Origin of the sequence: Pseudofrankia coriaricola (assembly GCF_032027725.1) — a bacterium.
In the GTDB taxonomy this organism is placed as follows: Bacteria; Actinomycetota; Actinomycetes; order Frankiales; family Frankiaceae; genus Pseudofrankia.
The window spans coordinates 17189-37477 of sequence record NZ_JASNFO010000102.1 but is presented as its reverse complement, the minus strand read 5'-3'; the positions used below and the strand labels follow the sequence as shown (position 1 = coordinate 37477).

Annotated in this window: 18 protein-coding genes; all 18 read right to left on the bottom strand. The window is 68.6% G+C overall.

Going from position 1 to position 20289, the window contains the following annotated elements:
• Nucleotides 1-55: 55 nt before the first annotated feature.
• The 18 genes from QOZ89_RS39500 to QOZ89_RS39415 all read right to left on the bottom strand — a co-directional run bounded on the left by QOZ89_RS39500 (nt 56) and on the right by QOZ89_RS39415 (nt 20252).
• A complete protein-coding gene (locus QOZ89_RS39500; RefSeq protein ID WP_198543161.1) occupies nt 56-823 on the bottom strand; it encodes an ABC transporter ATP-binding protein in 768 nt (255 codons plus the stop codon).
• Nucleotides 820-3588 carry a branched-chain amino acid ABC transporter permease/ATP-binding protein gene (locus QOZ89_RS39495; RefSeq protein WP_071047876.1) on the bottom strand — a complete coding sequence of 923 codons (2769 nt, stop codon included), beginning with the start codon at nt 3586-3588 and terminating at the stop codon, nt 820-822. The genes QOZ89_RS39500 and QOZ89_RS39495 overlap by 4 nt, the downstream gene beginning before the upstream one ends.
• A 150-nt stretch (nt 3589-3738) precedes the next feature.
• Nucleotides 3739-5112, bottom strand: a complete 1374-nt coding sequence (locus tag QOZ89_RS39490; protein ID WP_083418366.1) for an ABC transporter substrate-binding protein — start codon at nt 5110-5112, stop codon at nt 3739-3741.
• A 391-nt stretch (nt 5113-5503) separates the two neighbouring features.
• Nucleotides 5504-6097 (bottom strand): MarR family winged helix-turn-helix transcriptional regulator, encoded by a 594-nt coding sequence (locus QOZ89_RS39485; RefSeq protein ID WP_198543162.1) that lies wholly within the window; start codon nt 6095-6097, stop codon nt 5504-5506.
• A 108-nt stretch (nt 6098-6205) separates the two neighbouring features.
• Entirely contained in the window at nt 6206-7216 is a 1011-nt protein-coding gene (locus QOZ89_RS39480) for an amidohydrolase family protein (RefSeq protein WP_071047878.1), read from the bottom strand.
• A 129-nt stretch (nt 7217-7345) separates the two neighbouring features.
• Nucleotides 7346-7792, bottom strand: coding sequence for a hypothetical protein (locus QOZ89_RS39475; RefSeq protein WP_071047879.1), 447 nt, complete (start codon nt 7790-7792; stop codon nt 7346-7348).
• Between the two features lie 2 nt (nt 7793-7794).
• Entirely contained in the window at nt 7795-8847 is a 1053-nt protein-coding gene (locus QOZ89_RS39470) for a phosphotransferase family protein (protein WP_198543163.1), read from the bottom strand.
• Complete coding sequence (locus QOZ89_RS39465; RefSeq protein WP_206745005.1) at nt 8844-9962, bottom strand: Rv3169 family protein; 1119 nt, start codon at nt 9960-9962, stop codon at nt 8844-8846. The genes QOZ89_RS39470 and QOZ89_RS39465 overlap by 4 nt, the downstream gene beginning before the upstream one ends.
• 148 nt (nt 9963-10110) lie before the next feature.
• Nucleotides 10111-10977, bottom strand: a complete 867-nt coding sequence (locus QOZ89_RS39460; RefSeq protein WP_241841605.1) for an enoyl-CoA hydratase/isomerase family protein — start codon at nt 10975-10977, stop codon at nt 10111-10113.
• Nucleotides 10974-12110, bottom strand: a complete 1137-nt coding sequence (locus QOZ89_RS39455) for a CaiB/BaiF CoA transferase family protein (protein WP_071047881.1) — start codon at nt 12108-12110, stop codon at nt 10974-10976. Before QOZ89_RS39455 ends, QOZ89_RS39460 begins: the two co-directional genes overlap by 4 nt.
• Before the next feature lie 81 nt (nt 12111-12191).
• Nucleotides 12192-13418: an acetyl-CoA C-acetyltransferase gene (locus tag QOZ89_RS39450; RefSeq protein ID WP_083418367.1), complete on the bottom strand. Its 1227-nt coding sequence runs from the start codon at nt 13416-13418 to the stop codon at nt 12192-12194.
• Nucleotides 13418-14197: an enoyl-CoA hydratase/isomerase family protein gene (locus QOZ89_RS39445; protein ID WP_071047882.1), complete on the bottom strand. Its 780-nt coding sequence runs from the start codon at nt 14195-14197 to the stop codon at nt 13418-13420. The genes QOZ89_RS39450 and QOZ89_RS39445 overlap by 1 nt, the downstream gene beginning before the upstream one ends.
• On the bottom strand, nt 14194-15351 hold the full coding sequence (locus QOZ89_RS39440) for an acyl-CoA dehydrogenase family protein (RefSeq protein ID WP_071047883.1): 1158 nt from the start codon (nt 15349-15351) through the stop codon (nt 14194-14196). The genes QOZ89_RS39445 and QOZ89_RS39440 overlap by 4 nt, the downstream gene beginning before the upstream one ends.
• An 88-nt stretch (nt 15352-15439) precedes the next feature.
• Nucleotides 15440-16555: an acyl-CoA dehydrogenase family protein gene (locus QOZ89_RS39435; protein WP_071047884.1), complete on the bottom strand. Its 1116-nt coding sequence runs from the start codon at nt 16553-16555 to the stop codon at nt 15440-15442.
• A gap of 11 nt (nt 16556-16566) precedes the next feature.
• The gene (locus QOZ89_RS39430; RefSeq protein ID WP_071047885.1) at nt 16567-17808 is read right to left on the bottom strand and encodes an acyl-CoA dehydrogenase family protein; all 1242 of its coding nucleotides are present in this window, start codon (nt 17806-17808) and stop codon (nt 16567-16569) included.
• Between the two features lie 55 nt (nt 17809-17863).
• Entirely contained in the window at nt 17864-18751 is an 888-nt protein-coding gene (locus tag QOZ89_RS39425) for a MaoC family dehydratase (protein WP_071047886.1), read from the bottom strand.
• A gap of 52 nt (nt 18752-18803) precedes the next feature.
• Nucleotides 18804-19718: an SDR family NAD(P)-dependent oxidoreductase gene (locus tag QOZ89_RS39420; protein ID WP_071047887.1), complete on the bottom strand. Its 915-nt coding sequence runs from the start codon at nt 19716-19718 to the stop codon at nt 18804-18806.
• Nucleotides 19719-19850: 132 nt separating this feature from the next.
• Nucleotides 19851-20252 (bottom strand): limonene-1,2-epoxide hydrolase family protein, encoded by a 402-nt coding sequence (locus QOZ89_RS39415; RefSeq protein WP_083418368.1) that lies wholly within the window; start codon nt 20250-20252, stop codon nt 19851-19853.
• Between the last annotated feature and the right edge of the window lie 37 nt (nt 20253-20289).

Here is a 20289-nt window from a genome sequence, read left to right as displayed (position 1 = left end):
CCGCCTCGGGTGCGCCGTGCAGGCGGTCCGTCCCGGCGTCGCAGCGGAGGCTGGCTCAGCTTGCTGATCCTGCCGACAGGTAGTGCGCGAACAGGTCGCTGGCGCGCAGCTCGGCCGACGGACCGGCAAACGCCAGCTCGCCTCGCCTCAGGACGAAGGCGTGCTGGGCGATGTCGAGCACCCGGTGTACCAACTGGTCGACGACCAGCACCGAGACACCACGTCCTGCCACCAGCTCGTTCTCGAGGAACTGGAAGATCGCGTCGGTGACGATGGGCGCCAGACCGAGCGACGGTTCGTCCAACAGCACGAGCTGCGGCTTCCGCACATAGGCGCGGGCCATGGCCAGCATCTGTTGCTCGCCACCGCTCATCGTGCCTGCCAACTGCTCCATCCGCTCGCCCAGGCGCGGGAACACCGTGGTGGCCAGGTCGGCCGCTTCACGTTCGCGTCCCTTCTCAGCTTGCATGATCAGGTTCTCGCGCACGGTCAGGCGTTTGAAGACAGCCCTGCCCTCGCCGATGTGGCACAGGCCCATCTTGGTCCGCCTATACGGTGCCAGGGTTGTGATGTCGCTGTCGTAAAGGGAGATTGTGCCGCGGGTCGGGCGGATCAGGCCCGCGATCGTGTTGAGCAGCGTCGACTTACCTCCACCGTTCGGGCCGACAAGCGCAACGACCGACCCGGCGGGAACCTGCATCGAGACTCCCCGCAGCACCTCCGTCCGGTCATAGCCGGCCGCGAGGTCCTTGACTTCGAGCGCCGGTGTGCCGGCCATCGGCTGCGGAGACCGGGTCGCGGGTGGGGTCGGTGCGGCGTTCATGCCGTTCCTCCGGCGCTGACCTGGATGGGGGCGGCTGACCCTACCTGCGGGCGCTCGCGGGTTCCCGTCTGCTCGGCGCCCAGGTAGGCGGCCTGCACTTCGCGGCTCTGGGCCACCTCCGAGGGAGTCCCCTCGAAGACGAGCTGCCCGAAGTCGAGGACGTAGATGTAGTCGCAAAGCCCCATTACAAGCGACATGTCGTGCTCGACGAGCAAGATGCCGCAGCCCCGCTCTCGCACCACCTCCCGCAAGATCGCCGCGAACCGCCTGGTTTCCTCGACGCCTAGCCCGCTCGACGGTTCGTCGAGGAGCAGGGTGTCGAACGGCCCTGCAAGACACCGGGCGAGCTCGACGAGGCGGCGTTGGCCGGTCGACAGGCTGCCCGCCTGAACGCCGGCGACATCGGTGACCTCGCAGAGTTCCATGGCCTCCTGCACGGCGGCGTCGCGACTGCTCAGTTCGTGCCGTCCCGCGATCAGCTGCCGCCAGGGCGCGGCGCCCGCGCGGCTCGCCTCCCAACCAATACCGACGTTGTCGGCCACCGTGAGTGAATCGCAGAGCTCCATCACTTGGAACGTCCGGCCGAGCCCCAGCCTCGCCCGCGCACTCGGCGAACGGTGGGTGATGTCGCGGTCGTGGAGCTTGACGGTGCCCTTCGACGGCCGGTCGAAACCACTGCAGGCGTTGAACGTCGTGGTCTTACCGGCGCCGTTGGGCCCGATCAGTCCGGTGATCTGCGCTGCTTTGGCCTTCAGCGAGACGTCGTTGACTGCCACCAGCCCACCGAACCGGATGGTCAGGTGCTCGACCGTCAGCGCGCTGGAGCCGGGAGCGAGCCGGGCGGGCGGCGTCTTGGTCCGCTCGACGCGGGGGCCCGTCGACGACGGGTGGGCCGACCGACGGCCAGCCCGACCGAACTTCGACTCGAAGAATTCCTGCAGGCGCTTCGGCATGGGAGCCGGCCCGCCCTGAGTCGCGACGAGCACCGCGAAGAACCCGAACAGGACGTTCATGACGCTCGTGGTGTTCTCACCCGGCAAGTAGCCGGGGATCACAGCTGTGATGCCGGCGAACAGCCCGTACCACGGCACCCGGAAGGGAGCCAGGGCCAGGATCGCCAGTAGGACGACGGAGTTGAACGATGTGAAGTAGGAGTTGGTCGGTCCGACGCTGCCGAGCATCGCGCCGTACAGGGCCCCGGCCACTGCGGCGATGAAGGCGCTGGTGCAAAACACGATCACCCTGGTGACCCGCACGTCCACTCCCAGCGTCGACACGGCCTTCGCCGAGTCGCTCAGTGCCCAGAGCAGCCGACCGAGCCTCGCGCGATGGATCACGCCGACGAGGACGACCGTCGCAAGGAGGAACGCCATGACCACGTAGTAGTAGGCGACGTCGGACTGCGCCCAGCTCGGCCGCGGCATCGAGCGCCCGGCCGCGAGCGTGGTGAACATCCAACCTCGGCGGTACAGCAGGCGCTCGACCAGCAGCCCGAACCCGAGGGTCGCCAGGGCGAGGAACAATCCCGAGAGCCGGATGGCTGGTATGGCCACCAGGGCTCCGACCGGGACGGCGATCAGACCCGCGGCAAGGATCGCGAGTATCCATGGGAAGCCGGCCTCTAGCTGCAGCTGGGAGAAGGCGACGGCACCGATGGCGGCGAAGGCCGCACTGCAGAGCGAGACAATGCCCGCGGTCCGCACCAGCAGCCCCAGGGCCAGGATCATCATCGCCATCGTCAGCGCGCCGGTCCAGTACGGCGTCAACTTGTACCCGGGCGCCCAAAGCGGCACGGACGCGAGAGCGCCGAACACCACCACGTACGCGGCGAAACGAAGCGAGCGCGGGCCGTGCCAGAGCAGCGCCGGGCGATGCTCGAAGGTGGAAGGCGGCAGCAAGGTGCGCTTGGGGAGGAGCAGCATCGCGCCGATGAGCACCACGAAGGGCAGCGCCTTCGACATCCCCAGGAGGGCAGGGTACGTCAGCTCGTACCGGGAGATGACCGCTTCACCGACTCCCACCAGGATGCCACCGACGAAGGTCATCGAGATCGAGGCGAACCGGCCGACCGCGGCCGCCGCGAAGCTCTGGACCACGAGGAACGTCAGCAGGATCGGGTCCAGACCAAGGAACGGCAGGATCAGCACGCCGGACATGGAGGCGATCGTGCAGCCGAGGACCCACGACACGCGGCGCACCCGGACGGGACTGACCCCTTGGACGTCCGCGAGGTTCGGGTCCTCGACCACGGCACGCATCGTCAGGCCGAGCCTGGTCTTCTTGAACAGGACCGTCAAAGCGAGGACGACCAGCGTGGCTGCGACGAGGACGGTTACCTGGCTGTAGCGGACATTGACGTCGAACAGCCGGAACATCTCGTTGCCGCTGGGGAGGTACTGACGGACGGGCCTGGTGTCGGGACCGTATTTCAGCGTGCCGGCGCCCTGCATCAGCAGGATCAAGCCCGCGGTACCGACAATCTTCCACGCGGTGCGCTGATGGGAGAGCCGTCGAGCGACGAATTCCATCACGAGTCCGGCGACCGGGCCGGCTACCAGGACCGCGACCACCGCGGCGACGATCCAACTGGCCTGTTGCTGGACGTAGAAGTAGTAGAAGACGTACGCGCCGAAGGTAGCGATCGCCCCGTGCCCGAAGTTGAGGATGCCTGCCGTCTTGTACGTCAGAACCAACCCGGTTGCTGCCAATCCGTAGATGGCACCAGTAACGATCCCGGCGACGACGAAGGGAAGGATTTGTAACACCTGACGACCACGCAATCAAGCTAGGGGGCAAAGACTCGGCGAGACTCTCGCTGGGCGGTCTTTCTGCCAACCGACCCGACAGCGTGACGTCTCGACCGCTCCTGGCCAGCCGGGAGGTCAACTGGCCGCGACGCCACGCTGTCGGCAACATCAGCTCTGGACGCACTCCGAGGCCAGGTCACCCTTGGCGCCGTTGCCGGACTTGCCCTCGAAGGCGACCCGCTTGAATTCGCCCTTGGAGTCGCGCTCGATGGTCCAGAAGCAGCTGATCGCTGGGCTGGGCCCGTCCTTGGTGAAGGTCAGCGGCTGCGGAAGCAGACCGTCGAGCGTCTCGTCCTTGACCTGCCGGTAGGCGCCCAGCACGCTGGCGCTCGTGACATCGGCGCTCGACGCGGGATCCTTCTGCATGGCCTTGCGGAACAACTCCAGAGTCGACCACGTCGTCGTCTGGACGTACCCGCGATAGTCCACACCGTGGCCGTAGCGCTGCACCGCGTCACGGAACTGCTTGGCAGGCGCGGCGTCGGCGAACCACGGGAAGCCGGTCGACATCCCGTACATGGGCGTGTCGCCAAGCGACTCGAAGAGCTTGGCGTACGTCGAGACCAGGATCAGCGGCCCGGTGTAGCCCTGCGTACGACACTCCACCAGGAGCTTGGACAGCGGGTTGGAGGTGACGTACCCGGCGATCCCGCCCGGCTTCTCGTTGACGATTTGCAGGCACTGGGCGGTGGCACTGGTGTCGTCCGCGGCCATTGTGACCGTGCCCTTGTAGTCGATGCCGACCTTGGGTGCATAGGCCTGCTGGACTTTGCCGATCGCCGCGCATTCGGGGACCTCAGAGCAGACGACGCCTACGGTCGAGTGGAGACCGGCGTCCTTGGCCACGTTCGCGGTCGTCTGCAGGATCTGGGGCGCCTGGATGTCCGTGCCGAACCACGTGCTCGGGGAGTTCTCCGCGCTCCGGGCGAAGTTGACGCCGCCGATGATCGGGACGCCCTTGGAGTCGAGGTAGTCAGCGATGGCTGGTCCGGCGACGGAGCTTTCGATCGCGATCGCGACCACCCCGTCCTGCTCGACCGCCTCGCGCGCGGCCGCGGCCGCTTTGTCGGCCTGGAGCTGGTCGTCGTACACCTTGACGGTGACCGGGTGCCCGTTGATGCCGCCCAGCTCCTTGTTGACCATGTCGGCCCAAGCCTGGGAGACCGGGCCGGCCGGCGCATAGGTCTCTGAGAAGGCGCCGGTGCTGGAGGCGATCAGACCGATCGTGATGGGCGTCCCGGTCGGCGTGGGGCCCGCGCCGGCCGGGGGCAGGTCACTCGCTAAGGGGTTCCCCGTCGCAGAGTCGACCGCACTGCCGCCTCCGCCACACGCAGAGAGCACGAGCGCAGCCACAACGCCCGTGAGAGCGATACGCCTACAAGATCGGGATTTTTTCAACGCCACTTGTGACCCCCTTGGTTGGCGGCAGCCTGCATTGGTCTCGGAAGTATGGTGTGCGTCACCAGCAGGGTCAATAGTCATCGACTATTTAGTGCTCGACTATTTTTCCAGGCCAGGGATCCTCGTACGCCGCCCGGCGGGCCGGCACGTCAGGTGGCGAGTGCCCTGCCGAAGGGGGTGGTACGCACCTCAAACGGTCGTACGCGCCTCGCGACGACACGGCGACAGTGCGTTACCGAAGGTGCCGGCACCGCAGGGACTGGTCGTCCGGCAGTCCCACCGACCTGGGGCGGGGCCGAGCTACAACGCGGTACCGCTACGACGATGTACGGAGCACCGGCTGATGTATCCCGCGCACAATGCCCCTGCTCAACCGCGAACTCGGAGCGGGATGGTGGCGTACATACGCTGAGACGCACCAGGCGTTCGCCAGTCCGGACGCCAGAGGATGCGACGTGGGCGACGGGACATCTCAGGCGTCATGTGTCGGGCGCACTTTTGAGATGACGTTGGTGTCGCCGCCCCTCATACGCATACGCGCCAGGATCTCGGCGAAGTCCGCGCGGTCCGCGGCGCTGCTGCCGCACAGCCCGAAATCGACCTGCCGCACTGAGTCCGTCGCCTCCGACGAGATCCTCTTTCCGGCGGCCGTAATCGACACCAGGGTCGCGCGCCGATCCGTCGGGTGCGGACTGCGAACGATCAGCCCCCGCTTCTCGAGTCGGTCCGTCGCCAGAGTCGCTGTCGTGGCGTGCACGAGCAGGATCCGCGCCAGTTGACTGATCAGGCGGGTCCCGTTGTCGCTGAGACGCAGCGTCATCAACAGCATGTAGTCGGTGATGTTGAGCTTGTGGGCACGCAGCGCGCCCTCGACCTGGTCGGCCACCATCCGGTGGAAGCGGAACAGCGAGCCCATGGTGAAGAACTCGTCTTGCTGCTCGCCGAGGCCGTGCAGCGCCCAGAAGGGACGTGCCCACTCCAGCGGGTCGATGGGCGATGTGACCCGCGCCGAACTGCTCTCGTCCGAACGAGATGACATCGCTGGCTCCGTTTCGGTCGAGCCCATCGAATACTGTGGAATGAACTATACGGGACCGCACCATTTACGGTGCCCCCGCCATGCGTCGCCGCGCCCCCCCCCGCGGCCGGTCCCCCGCCCTCCCGCCCCGCGGCCTCAGTCCGGGAGCCCAAGGAACCGACGCGCATTGCGAAAGGTGACCTGCTCCAGCATGTCGCTGGGCAGGGAGCCGACCTGGTCGAGGATCAGTCCAGGAAGGTCCGGCCCGAACGGGTAGTCCGAACCGACGACTATCTGCGAGGTCCCGTACGTCTGCTCGAGGTGCCGGAAGGCCGCCGGGGCGAAGACCAGGCAGTCGACCCACATCCGTCGCGCGTACGCGCTCGGCGTCTCCGGCAGCACGTCCATGAGGTGCAGGTCACGTCGATCAACGGGTCGGTGGTCTGACCGCCACGTCCGGTCCAGGCGCGGCAGGATCATCACCAAAGAGCCCGCGCCGTGACTCGCGCATATCCTCAGCCGTGGGAAGTCGCGCACGATCCCCTCGATGATCAGCCCCGCGAGCGCGGCTCCGATCTCGTTGGGGAGCGAGGTCGCCGCGGCGGCGGTCTCCCAGGTTATCCCCAACGGTGCGCGTCCCTGACCAGCATGCACGAACAGCGCGAGGTCGAGCCGTGCTGCCTCCGCGAAGAAGGACCGGTACCGGGCGTCGCACAGCGGCACGCCGGCCACACTCGACCCGATCTCGACGCCGCGCAGCCCCGCGGCGCTGACCTCGCCCAACATCTGGGTGGCGGCGTCAGGTTCCTGCATCGGCACGACGCCCAGACCGACCAACTTGCCCAGTCCGCTCGCCACCTGGTCCGCGATCCACTCGTTCGTGCGCGAACAGAAGTGTGCCGCCTCGTCGGCCGGTGCCTCGTAGTTCAGCAGCGCCGGCATCATTGAGAGCACCTGGATCTCGACGCCGGCCTCGCGCATGTCGTCGAGGCGTTCGGCCAGGCTGTAGCCCCCCGGCTTGACAGCTCGGGTCTTACGCCCGCCGCGGCACAACCAGGCTTCCTCGCCCGACCGGTCGAGCGACTGCCAGGGATAGCTGCCGCTCAGCCCGAACGGGATCTCCGGGGGCACGACGTGCGTGTGTACGTCGATCATCTGATTGACCACGCCGAGAGCTCCTAACCACGACCATTGACGCTTCGGCTCAAGAGCCTCGACGCCATCGATTTACCAGCATCACCGAGCTTCGGTACGGGTTGCGCCGCTCCTGCCACGAAACGCGGGGAACGTGGCGGGTCACTTCGCCAGCTGCGCAACGATGCGCAGGCGCAGCTCGGGACATGAGTCATCCGATTCCGAGCCCTGGTGCGCACGCCACCACACGCCCAGGTCGTGGCTGGCCTGAGCGAGGATCTCCGCGGCCTGCGTGTAGCGCGCGTTGACCTCGGCGAACGTCTCCAGAGGACCGTCGCTCAACGAGCGGATCCGCCGGGCGAGGTCGGCGAAGTGGTCCCTTCTGTCGCCATCGGCCCCGACCCACTCGTCGATGTCGGCGAGCAGCCCGACGACGAGGTCGGTGCGGTGCCGCACCCGGAGCGCCGCGTCGTCCCAGTCGATCTGCGCGAGGACGGCTCGGATCTCACGCAGGCGTGCGCGCGCGAAGTCCGAGCGCACCTCCGGCTCGATGACGTCCCTGAGTACGGCGCGGACCCCGGCGATCGTCTCAGCGGGTGTCGGTCGCATTCCTACCTTCCCTCCGCCGCGAGGACCGCCGCGAGGACCCTCCGGACGAGGCCGTCGGACGGCGGCTGTGGTCGGTCGGTGGTGCCGAGGGCGAAGTTCCGCGCCGCGGTCACCGCGATGACGGCCAGTCGGAAGGCCGACATGATCTGCCAGAATTCCAACGCCCTCCGGTTGATCTCCAAACCCGTCCGTTCGGTGTAGCGGCGCAGGAAGTCCTCGACCTCCCACCTGCCAGGGATGAAGTGCTCGTGCGTGTAGAGCGTCGTCGTGTACCAGCCGAGGTCGTCGAGCGGATCACCGAGGTGGACCAGTTCCCAGTCGAGTACGACGGAGAGCTTGCCTTCGTGGACCAGGACGTTGGCCGGGCGGAAGTCGCCGTGCACCACCACCATCCGGGCCGGCGGCGGCGGGGGGTTGTCGCGCAGCCACGCCGCGACCGCCCGCAGACCGGGCTCGGGTTCGATCTGCGCGGCGTCAAGCCTACCTTCCCATTGCTCCAGCTCCTGCAACGCGGGCTCGGGACCCGGGTCGGGCAACACTCCCTGGACTCCGGTCTCATTCGCGTCGATCACGTGCAGCTGACCCAGAGCATCCGCCAACGAGGCCGCGAAGGCTGACTGACCTTCCGTACCCAGTCTGAGTGGATCGTTCGGCCGCAGCACCGCACGGTGCGCTGAACCCTCGCAGCGTTCGACGATCATCGCGGGCCGGAGCAGCTGCTCGCCGGTGTCGTCGAGCCAGTGGACCCGCGGGCTGGGCATGCCGGTTCTCGCCAGGTGCTTGAGCACGGCGAACTCGGCCACCCGTTGCGTCTCGACCACGTCGGCGGGCGGATCTCGCCGCATCAGGAGTCGGTGGACAGACCGTTCGCCGTTGTCGGCCCAGACCGCGTCGAAGGGCCAGTTCTCCCTCGAGGCACCGCCACCGGAGCGACGCAGGTTCGTGACCTCAGGCTCGGCCCCGTCTGGGAGGTTCGCGCGCAGGAACGCCGTGAGCGCCTCGACGACGGCGTCAAGCTCCGGGGCGGCCGCAGGCTGGACGGCCACAGCGTTCACGGGCCGGCCTTGTACTTCGCCGCGACCGCCTCCGGGTACTTGGTGTAGCCGGGGAGGACCACGTACTGCATGACGCCGTAGCCGACCTGGCCCTCGTGCCGCACCTCGAACAAGTGGTCGCTGCCCGCCTTGGCGTAGCGGTAGATCTGGCTCTCGTCGGTGAGGTCCCAGGTCTCGTGCTCCAGGCTCTCCTCACCCTTCCAGTGGCCCTGGAACCACCCGTTCCAACCCTCGTACCCGCCACCGCGCAGGTGGGCGCGCCCAGGGTGGGCCTTGAGTTCGAACTCCATCGCGCGGCCCGACTCCAGCGTGAGCGTGATCAGTCCGCCGTCGAGAGCCGGGGCCGGGGCGCCGTGGATCCACTGGAGGTCGTGTTCCACCCCGATGATCGCGTCGTCGTCGGCGGGAGCGCCGAAGCGTCGCCCGATACCTGCGGTCAGGTGCGTCAGCCGACCGGGCTGGTCCTCGCGGATGTAGACGTGCACCCCGAACTCGGGCAGCTGGAAGGGGCAGAACATCGCGAACTTCCACTTTGGGCGGTCGGCCGGCTGCGCGCCCTGCACGCGCGGCAGCGGGCGGGTACCCCAGGAGTGGTCGCGCTCGCCCCACCAGGTCTCCGGCGTCAGGGTCCATTCGCCGGTGGGTCCCTGCAGCGTGCCCGCTCCGCGCCCCATCTGCGCGTAGCGGGCCGCGTCGTAGACGACCCGGCTCCGGGCCACCTCGAAGTGCCGATCCTCCAGGATCGGCTCCTGGTCACTGGTCCAGGTGATGTCGAACGCCAGGCCGGACGGGTTGTCGTCGAGGATGAACCGGATCTCCTCGTACGGTTTGACGATCTCGGCCCGGAGCGGACCGACGGCCATCAGATCATTGCGGGGCGAGAGCGCACGGGCCATCCGAACATTGGTCTGCGTGTCCCCGTGAGCCAGGACGGCGTAGGCCTCCTGGGTGTCCTGGTTGGGGTAGTGGCCCAGCCCCAAGGTCAGCACGGCGTCCTTGGACCGGACGTCCTGAAAGCTCACCCAATACCGCTCGCGCCAGCTCGGGTCGCTCGACGCGACCATCGCGTGCGGGTAGGAGACCTGGTGATAGAAGTACTCGTCAGGCGGACTCAAACGCACCATTTCATTCCCATCTGCTGTCGGCCACCGTGCGGTGTGAGTGTGTGGTGGACCGACAAAGGCCCTCCACGACGCGGCAGCCTGCAACGCCTGCTCTGGGCGCGCACCCTGCCGCCGCTCGGCCGCGGCCGCCTGGAGCTCCTCAGCGGCCCTGCCACACACCCGGACGCTTCTCGCTCAGCGCGGCTACCGCCTCCCGCAGGTCCTCGCTCTGCGTGGTGATCGCCTCCAGGTAGAAGCCGGTGTCGAAGCACTGGTCGATCCGTGACGCCAGGGCCTTGTTCAATGTCCGCTTTGTCAGCTGCACCGCCACAGGCGGGAGCGCGGCCACCTGCCGCGCGAGCTCGAAGGCGAGCGGGCCGACCTCTTCGGGGGTTTCGACGAGATCGCTGACCATCCCGAGCTTCCACGCGTCCTCTGCGAGCAGCCACTCACCCCACAGCAGGTGACGCTTGGCTCGCGCCAGGCCGAGGTGGCTCGGCCACATCACAGCGCCACCGTCACCCGCCACCAGGCCGAGCTGGACGTGCGGGTCGGAGAACCGCACTCCTGGCGTCGAGACGATGCGGTCCGTGGTGAGCACGAGGCTGGTAGCGACGCCGAACACGTGACCGTGCACGGCGCTGACGATCGGCTTGGTGAAGTCGGCGAACTGCCGGAACAACCGTCGACCAGTGTCGACGTCCTTGAGTAGCAACCGCAGATCGGCGTTGATCTGCAGCATGCGCTCCGTGTCACCACCTGCGGAGAAGTGCTTGCCGGTCGAGGTGAGCACGACGGCGTTCACGCCGTCGTCGCCCTCAAGCTCCGCGAACGCCGGTCCCAGCTCCCCGAACAGCAGCTCGTCGAACCGGTTGTGCAGTTCCGGGCGGGTGAACCGCACCTCGCCCACGGCGTCGTGCCTGTGCACCGCCAGCGTGCTGTATTCCGTCATCGTTGTGCCCGTCTGCTCGCTGCGCTGTTCGGCCAGGTCCAGGTCGTCTCCACCAGACGAGGCGTCGGCCCTCATGGGGCGGAGGCCACCGCGACGCCCTGCTGCGTCAGGTCGTCGATCTCGTCAGCCGTCAAGCCCCAGTCCCGCAGCGCGTCGACGGTGTGCTGCCCAGGTCGAGGGGCTCCAGCCGAGACCGCACCCGGCGTCCGGGAGAACCGGGGCGCCGGGGCGGGTTGCGGGACGCCGGCGACCTCCACGAACGTGCCGCGAGTGCGGTTGTGCTCGTTCTGGGGCGCCTCGGTGAGCCGGAGGACAGGAGACACGCAGGCTTCGGTCCCGGCGAAGTGAGCGGTCCATTCCGCGCGCGTCCGGATCTTGAAGACCTCCCGGAACCGCTCACGCATCGCCGGCCAGGAGGACTGGTCGTCCTGAGGCCCGACGGTTGCCGGGTCCAGGCCAAGGCCGTCGAGCAGCGCGGCGTAGAACCGGGGCTCGATCGCGCCCACGGCGACGTACTCACGGTCCGAGGTCTCGTACGTGTCGTAGAACGGGGCGCCACCGTCGGTGAGGTTGACACCTCGCTCGTCGACCCACCACCCCTCCGCGATCATGCCGTGCAGGCACGAGGTCAGCAGGGCGGCACCGTCCACCATCGCGGCGTCAACGACCTGGCCTCGGCCACTGCGGGCCCGTTCGACGAGCGCCGACACAAGACCGACAACGAGCAGCATTCCGCCACCGCCGAAGTCTCCGACGAAGTTGACTGGCGGCACGGGCCGCTCGCCCACCCGGCCGACTGGGTGGAGCGCACCTGCGATCGCGATGTAGTTGATGTCGTGGCCGACCTCCGGGGCCAACAAGCCGGTCTGCCCCCAGCCGGTCATCCGTCCGTACACCAGCCTGGGATTGTGCTCCCAGCAGTCCTCCGGGCCGATGCCGAGGCGCTCGGCAACCCCGGGTCGGTTGCCCTCGACGAGGATGTCGGCGTGGGCGACCATACGCAGCAAGGCGCCGCGCCCCGCGGGCTTCTTCAGGTCAAGGATCGCCGAGCGCTTCCCACGCCCCAGCGTGAGCGGCGCCTCCAACTCCCGCGAGGGCCGGTCGATGCGAAGCACGTCAGCACCCATGTCGGCCAACATCGCGCAGGCGAACGGGGCCGGCGCGAGACTCGCGAGCTCGATCACGCGCACACCAGCTAGCGGACCCATGGCACCCTCCCAGGAGACGGCGGCGGACGAGCCTCGAACGGGAGCTCGGTGCGCCGCGGCTCACCGGTCCCGGTCGATCGGTCAGACCCGTTCGATGATCGTCGCGGTGCCCATGCCGCCGCCCGTGCACATCGTGATCAGGCCAATCGTCTGGTCGCGGCGCTCGAGCTCGTCCAGGACGGTCTGGAACAGGACCGCTCCGGTCGCCCCGATCGGGTGACCCAGCGCGATCGCACCACCGTTCACGTTCACCCGGCTTTCGTCGATCTTGAGGTCACGCATCACCTTCATCGGGACGGCGGCGAAGGCTTCGTTGATCTCCCACAGGTCGATGTCCGCGACGGACATCCCGGCCTTGGCCAGGCATGCCTCGGAGGCCGGTCCCGGCGCGGTGAGCATGATGACCGGATCCGCGGCGGCCACGGTTCCGGCCACGACGCGAGCCCGAGGTCGCAGACCGTGGGCCCGGGCATAGGCCGGCGACGCGAGCACCATCGCCGCGGCAGCGTCCACGACGCCGGAGGAGTTGCCGGCGTGGTGAACGTGATCGATCCCGGTGACCTCGGGGTACACCACAGCACACCGCTCGTCGTAGCTCCGGCCCTCGGGCTGGACCTCGGCCCCCAGCGCGACGAAGGCCGGCTTCAGCTTCGCGAGCGACGCGACGGTCGTGCCCGGCCGCGGGTGCTCGTCCCGGTCGAGCACAACCTGGCCGGTCGCGTCCTTGACCGGCAGAATGCTCCTGTCGAAGGCGCCGTTCTCCATGGCCGCCGAGGCCCGGTCCTGGCTGCGCACCGCGAAGGCGTCGAGCTCAGACCGGGTGAACTTCTCTCGCGTGGCGATCAGGTCCGCGGAGATCCCCTGCGGCACCAACGGATAGAGGTCGAGCAGGCGGTCGTTGCCGGCCGCCGTCGGCGTGGTGATGCCGCCCGGGTACCGGGACATGGACTCGACGCCGCCGGCGACGACGAGATCCTGCCAGCCAGCCGCGATGCCCATCGCGGCAAACATGATCGCCTGCTGCCCGGATCCGCAGAACCGGTTGAGGACCACGCCGGGAATCTGCTCCGGCCATCCCGCGGCGAGGACCGCCAACCGGGCGATGACGTTGGCGTGGTCACCATCTGGGTTGCCGTTCCCCATGATGACGTCCTCGACCGCCGCGGGGTCGATCCCGGCGCGTTCGACCAGGCCGTTGAGCACCTGCGCCAGCAGCTCCTGCGGATGGATGTCGTGGAGCCCGCCCCCCGGCTTGCCCTTGGCCCGGGGAGTACGGGCCCCGTCGATGATCCACGCTTCGTTCACCATCATTGCCTCCGATCAGACCAGACGGACCAGTCTCTGGGTTGAGTCGAGCCATCCGGGCGCCCGAGGGCGCTCGAGCTTCCCGCGGGCGACGATCCGGACCGCCGCGCCACCTCCGCCCGCAGCAGGTCGGCGGAGCCGACGACATCGTTGAACGCCGACCGTGCACGCTCGAGTGCCGAGGGCCGACAGCCTGCCAACGTCGAGGCGAGCTCCAGCCCGGCATCGACGAGGTCAACCGGCTCGGCCAGCCGGTCGGCGAGGCCGGCGGACCAGGCGGTCGCGGCGGGCACCCGCTCCCCGAGGAGCACCATGCGACGTGCCAGCGACAGGCCGACCCGTGCCACCAAGGAGCGGTAGGTGTACTCGCCCACACGGATCCCGAGCGGGATCTGCGGGAGCGAGAAGTAGGCGTCGGTTCCGGCGACAACGAGGTCACCACACAGCGCGAGCTCCACGCCCCCGCCGATCGCGCCTCGCTGCACGCACACGACGACCGGGACCGGGCACCTCGTCACCTCGTCGAACAAGGAGACCAGGTCGACGAGGTAGCCTCGGAACTCGTCCGCGGTCAGGGCCGCCGCCTCCGAGTGATCGCCACCGGCGCAGAAGTGCTTGCCCTGCGCCGACAGCACGACGGCCGAGCCGAGATCGGTCGCGTCACGGATCGCCTCCCGGAGGTCTGACACCAGCTGCGGCCCCAGCGCGTTGTTCCGCTCCCCGTCGGCCAACTGGACGTGGGCGACGCGGCCGTGCCGGCTGACGACGACCAGGCCGGTCATGACTGCGTCCCCGCGGCCGCGAACTCGGCGCGCCCGATGATCAGGCGCAGCACCTCGGACGTCCCCTCCCCGATCGAGAACGCCTGACTGTCGCGGAAGAAGCTGAGAACCGGTCCCTCGTCCGTGAAGCCGATGCCTCCGTGGAGGTGGAGCGCCGCTTCGGTCGCGTCGTTGGCGAGCTCGGAGGCCGCGAGCTTGGCCATCGCCGACTCGGTGGAGCACCGCTGGCCCGCGTCGAACATGTCGATGGCCCGCTCCATGAGCAGCTGCGCGCCGTCCAGCCGCACGCGTAGGTCGGCGATGCGGGCCAGGACGACATCGTTCGTCGATAGCGGACCGCCGAAGGAGTGCCGGTCCTGCAGGAAGTCCACCGTCGACGCCAGGACGCTCTTGGTCATGCCGAGGCAGATCGAGGCGACGCCGATGCGGCCGAACTCGACCATCGCCATCATCTGGTAGAAGCCGCGCCCCTGCTCGCCCATCAGGCGCTCGTCCGGGACGAAGCAGTCGTGAAGTTCGAACCAGCCGACACCGGCCGCGCGCAGGCCCAGCGTGCTGTGTCGACCTCCGAACTTGAAGCCCGGGTCGTCCCTGCGCACGATGAACATCGACAGCCCGCGGCGGGGCGGGCCGTCAGGGTCGCTGCGGGCGCCGACGAGGACGAAGTCGGCGTTCGCCGCGTTGTCGATCAGCCGCTTGCCGCCGTTGAGGACCCAACCGCGGTCGACGCGGATCGCCGTCGTCCTGAGTGCGGCGGCGTCCGAGCCGCCGTGAGGCTCGGTCCAGCCCACGGCCCCGAGCGACTCGCCGCTGGCGGCCAGGGGCAGCAGCTCGGCCTTCTGGGCGGCCGACCCGAATCGGTGCAGCAGCAGTCCGCTCAGGTTGGACCAGGTCGCGGCGACGGCGCCGGTCGGCCATACCCGCGAGAGTTCCTCCTGCTGGATCGCGAAACCGCGCAGTCCGTCGTCGGCGCCGCCGTACTCCCGCGGAAGCGCCCGTCCGAAGCATCCGGCCTTGGCCATCTCCCCGCGGATCTCGGGGGTGATCTCCTCGCGCTCGTCGGCCGCCGGCACGAACGGCCTGATCCGCTCGGCCAGCCGCCGCATGCGATCACGGTGGGCTGCCTCCCACTCGCGCCGGGCCTCGAGCGCCATCGACACCACCTCTTGAGGGAATTTGCTTAAAGCTCAATAGTTTGCAGTTAGACCATAATCCTCAAGCGAGCGCGGGGCATGACCTGTGTCACAGACCCAGCTTCGCCGCCACGGTGTCCAGGTGGTCGTCGACGACCGCCAGCAGGCGGGCGGACGACACCGCGCGCTTCAGGAACAGGTGGGCGTCGTGCTCCCAGGTGTAACCGATGCCGCCAAGCACCTGCAGCAGGCTCGACGCCGTGCGCTGGAACGCGGTCGACACCGACGAGCTGGTCATCGCGACCAGGAGTTCCTCGTCCTGGGCAGTTGCCTCGGCGAGGGACCAGGCGGCGTAGTACACGACCGACCGGCTGGACTCGACGGCGACGAACATGTCCGAACAACGGTGCTTGATGGCCTGGAAGGCCCCGATCGGCCGACCGAACTGCACCCGCGAGCCGGCGTAGGCGACCGCCATGTCCAGGCAGGCCTGCATGCCACCGAGCTGCTCTGCGGTCATGATGACCGTGGACACCAGTCGCGCGCGGTCCAGCGACCGGACGTCGCCCGCCGCACCCACTAGCTGCGCTGGGGCGGCGTCCAACGACAGGATCCCGAGCGGCCGGGTCGGATCAAAGGCTTTCGACGGCGTCGCGACGAACCCTGCCGCGTCCTTTGACACCGCGAACAGCGCCGGACCGCCGGTGGTGGCAGCGACGACGAGGACGAGGTCGGCGGTCGCGGCGTCGACGACCGCGGTGCACGTCCCCGAGAGGCTCCAGTTACCCGCCGCGTCGCATGCCGCGTCGACGGTGCCGTCACCTCCCCGGACTCGGCCGGGTTCGCCGCTCGCGACGGTGGCCGTGATCGCCCCGGCGGCGATCTTCGAGAGCAACTCCTGCCGGACGAGCCCGTCGGCCGCCTCGAGGAGCGCCGGCACGGCCAGGCCGGCCGTAGCGAACAGCGGCGAGCACAGCAGGTTGCGCCCGGCCTGCTCGAACAGCACGACCTGCTCGACCAGACTCGCCTCGGACCCGCCCGCACCCTCCTGGACGAGGAGTCCGGACAGGCCGAGCCCTTCAGCCAGCTCGGCCCACAGCCTCTCGTCGTAGGCACCGTCGCCGTCAACGAACCGACGACGGTGGTCGGCGCCGACGCGGCTGCCGAAGAAGTCCTCGAGCACTTCCCGGAACGAGCCCTGCTCATCGGACAGTGCGAATCGCATGTACAGCTCCTTCAGCTGGTCCGAGGGACTTTCACGCGCGGCTCACGTGGAAGACCGAGAACCTGCTCGCCGATCGTGTTCCGCTGGATCTCCGACGAACCGCCGTAGATGGTCGTCGGGCGGGCATGAAGGAAGTCGTAGGTCCACACGGCCGTGGACGTCGGGTCGATACCCGCGGGGTGAGGACCGAGCACCGCGAGGCCGGGGGCACCCGACGGCGCCAGGATGCCGCGGCCCGCGACGTCGAGCGCCAGCTCGGTCACCTGGTGGCGGTACTCGGAGGTCACCAGCTTGGTGATCGACGACTCCGGGCCGGGTGGCTCGCCCGAACTGCCGCTGGCCAAGGCACGTAGCGCCAGACAGTGCAGGGTGTGCACGGTCGCGCGGCAGGCCGCGATCCGTCGCCGGACGGCCGTGTCGCTCGCGCGGCCCGTGCGGCGGGCGAACTCGACCAGACGATCCAGCTCCGCACGCGCCTCGAGCGCCGCCGCGACACCGCCCGCCCCGCGTTCGTAGCCCAGGAGCGTGATGGCCACCTTCGACCCGTTGCCGACACCGCCGACCACGTTCGAGGCGGCCGTGCGTGCGTCGGTGAAGAAGACCTCGGCCAGCTCGGTGTCGTCGGCCATCGACCGGATTCCGCGGACGTCGACGCCTGGCTGGTCCATCGGGAGGAGCAGGAACGACAGCCCCTTGGACCGCTCCGCCTCCGGGTCGGTGCGGGCCACCAGGAAGATCCAGTTGGCGTCGAGGCCGCCGGACTGCCAGACCTTCTGGCCGTTGACGACCCACTCGTCGCCGACGAGACGGGCCTGGGTCTTGACGTTGAAGAGGTCAGAGCCCGCCTCGGGCTCGGAGTAACCCTGGCACCACCGCACCTCGCCGTCGATCGTCGCCTGGAGGAACTGTTTCTTCTGCTCGTCGGTGCCCCAGTGCAGCAGGGTCGGTCCGAGCAGCACCAGGCCGGAGGAGTCGGTCGAATGCGGGTAGCGAGGAACACCCGCCCGAGCCAGTTCCTCCGCCAGGATCGACTCACTGATCAGGTCCCGCCCGCGGCCGCCGAACTCCTCGGGCCATCCGGGTGCGAGAAGGCGCACCTCCCGCAACGAATCGCGCCACCAGGCCAGCCAGGAAGCTCGCTCGCTCGCCTCGACGTCGCCGGAGCCCCGCCAGTCGGACGGGAACACGCTCGAGATCCACTCTCGTACCTCGAGACGGAAAAGCTCCGCTTCCTCGGAATAACGCAGGTCCACGTGTGCTCACCCGTTCAATCTGTCCGGTGGGTCCCGGCGGGTTCCCGCGACGTGGTCACGAGGTCGGGCCTTGTGCCGGGTGACACGTGGCACGGCCTTCGTCCAGCACTGCCCGGGGAGCCGAGCCGTCCGGTCCTGCGGCCTCGGTCCTGAAGACGGCAGAGCCCTCGTCGGTCCGCCAGACCGACGTCGTCAGGGTCTCGCCCGGGAACGTAGGCGAGGTGAAGCGCACCGACAGCGAGCTCAGGCGGTCAGGATCACCGTCACCAAGGACGGAGACGAGGGCGCGGCCCGCGATCCCGTAGACGCAGAGCCCGTGAATGATCGGCTGCGGGAAACCGGCCCTCTCCCGGGCGAACCACGGGTCGCTGTGCAGCGGGTTGCGGTCACCCGAGAGCCGGTAGATGAGCGGGAGACGCTCGTCGGTCGCGAAGACGACCTGGGCGTCAGGCTCCCGGTCCGGGACCGGCTGGGGCTCCGGCTTCTCGCCCGGCGAGCCGCCGAAGCCGCCCTCGCCACGGAAGACCAGAGTCGTCCGGGTCGTCACGAGGGTCTCCCCGCTCTCGGGATCGGCTCCGGTCCCCAACAGCACGACGACGGCGTTCTTGCCCGGGCCTTTGTCCCGAATCTCACCGATCCGCGAGGTCACGGCCAGCGAACCCGCCGGCACGAGCGGGCGACACACGCGGATCTCCTGCGCGCCGTGCAGCAGCCGACCCCAGTTCGGCCTGCCCACGAGCGGCAGCGCCTCGAAGCCTGCCGCGACGATCACGCCGAAGGTGGGCAGGACCTTCTGCGGCAGGTCATGGGAGTTCTCGGTGGTGAGCGCGAGGTCATCTGCCCCCGCGCCGACACCAAGTGCATACAGCAAGGTGTCACGGTCGGTCCACGAGACGACCTTGGGGCCGACGGTCACGCCCAGGCTCTTGAGTTCGATTCCCACGCCCACTCCTGCACGTCATGGCCTTCCGGCCTTCCACCTCGCAGTTGGCTGATCAGCTCGCGAGGCCCTCCGGGTTGGCGCTCCATTTCTCCGTCAGCGGCAGCCCGATCTCGGCGACGACGTCAACGAGCTTCTCGTGGGTCCAGCGGCCGTCGGTCGACAGCGTCCACGACTTGTCGGCCTGCCACGGTGCGACCCGCTGCACCTTGCTCCCGCCGACGACGAACACTTCACCGGACATCTCGCAGTCGGGGCTGACGAGGTACGCGACGAAGGGAGAGATGTTCCCGGGGTGCCACCGGTCGAACGCACCCTCCTTCGCGGCCAGGGCCGCGCCGAAGCTCTCCGTCAACCGGGTGCGAGCCTGGGGCGCCACGGCGTTCACGCGTACGCCGTACCGGGCCAGTTCCTTGGACGCGACCTGCGTCAAGGAGGCGACGCCGGCCTTGGCGGCCGCGTAGTTGGCCTGCCCCGGATTGCCGAAGAGGCCGGATTCGCTGGTCGTGTTGACCACGGCGGCGTTGACCTTCTCGCCCGCCTTCGACCGCGCACGCCAGTAGGTGCCAGCGGCACGGGTCAGCAGGAAGGTGCCCCGAAGGTTCACCCTGACGACCAGGTCCCAGTCGTCGTCATCCAGGTTCACGAGCACCCGGTCACGCAGCACGCCGGCGTTGTTGATCAGGATGTCCAGCCGATCGAACTCGTCCAGCGCCGTGTCCACGAGCCGCTGGGCACCCGCCGGGTCGGAGATGTCGTCGGTGTTCGCCACCGCACGCAGGCCCTCGGCCCGGATCTCCGCGACCACGCTCTCCGCGGGACCAGCGGCGTTGCCGGTTCCGTTCTGCGCACCTCCGAGGTCGTTGACCACCACCGAGGCACCCTGACGTGCAAGGAGCAGAGCGTGCTCGCGGCCGATTCCGCGACCTGCTCCCGTCACGATCGCCGTCAAGCCGTCCAGACCAGCCATGGGACACCCATCCGATCACTCACGCGGCGGCGCCTGAAGACCCCGCTGTCGGGGTTGCCGCACGGACGAGGAAACTCTATCAATATACAATCGTTCTATCTACTAAAGCTCGTCGTCCGGAAGCGGGATCACTCACGCGGAGAGATCGGCACCGAAGTCTTCGACCTGGCGTGGGTCGAAGTAGTCGCGCCAGTAGCGGATCTTGCCGTCGACGACCTCGAAAACACCCATCAGCTCCATCTTGTGGATGCGCTCGCCCGCTTCGTCGAGAAACCAGTCGATGCGCTCGGTCAGCACCTTCGTACCGTTGGAGGCGACGTTGACCACCTCGATCTCGTTTGTGTACTTCAGCGCGTCCAGGTGGGACCTCACGAGCGCGAGGATGGCCTGCTTACCGCTCTGGTTCGGGAAGCCGGGGCCGGGCGCAAAGACGGCGTCATCGGCGAAGAGCTCGTCGATCGCATCAATGAAGCCGCCCTTGAGGGGCATCTTCGCGAACAGCTCCTGCACCACGTCTGCGGGTTCAGCACTCATCGTCTAGCCTTCCTTTCGTTGGAGGTCGTCCAGTTGG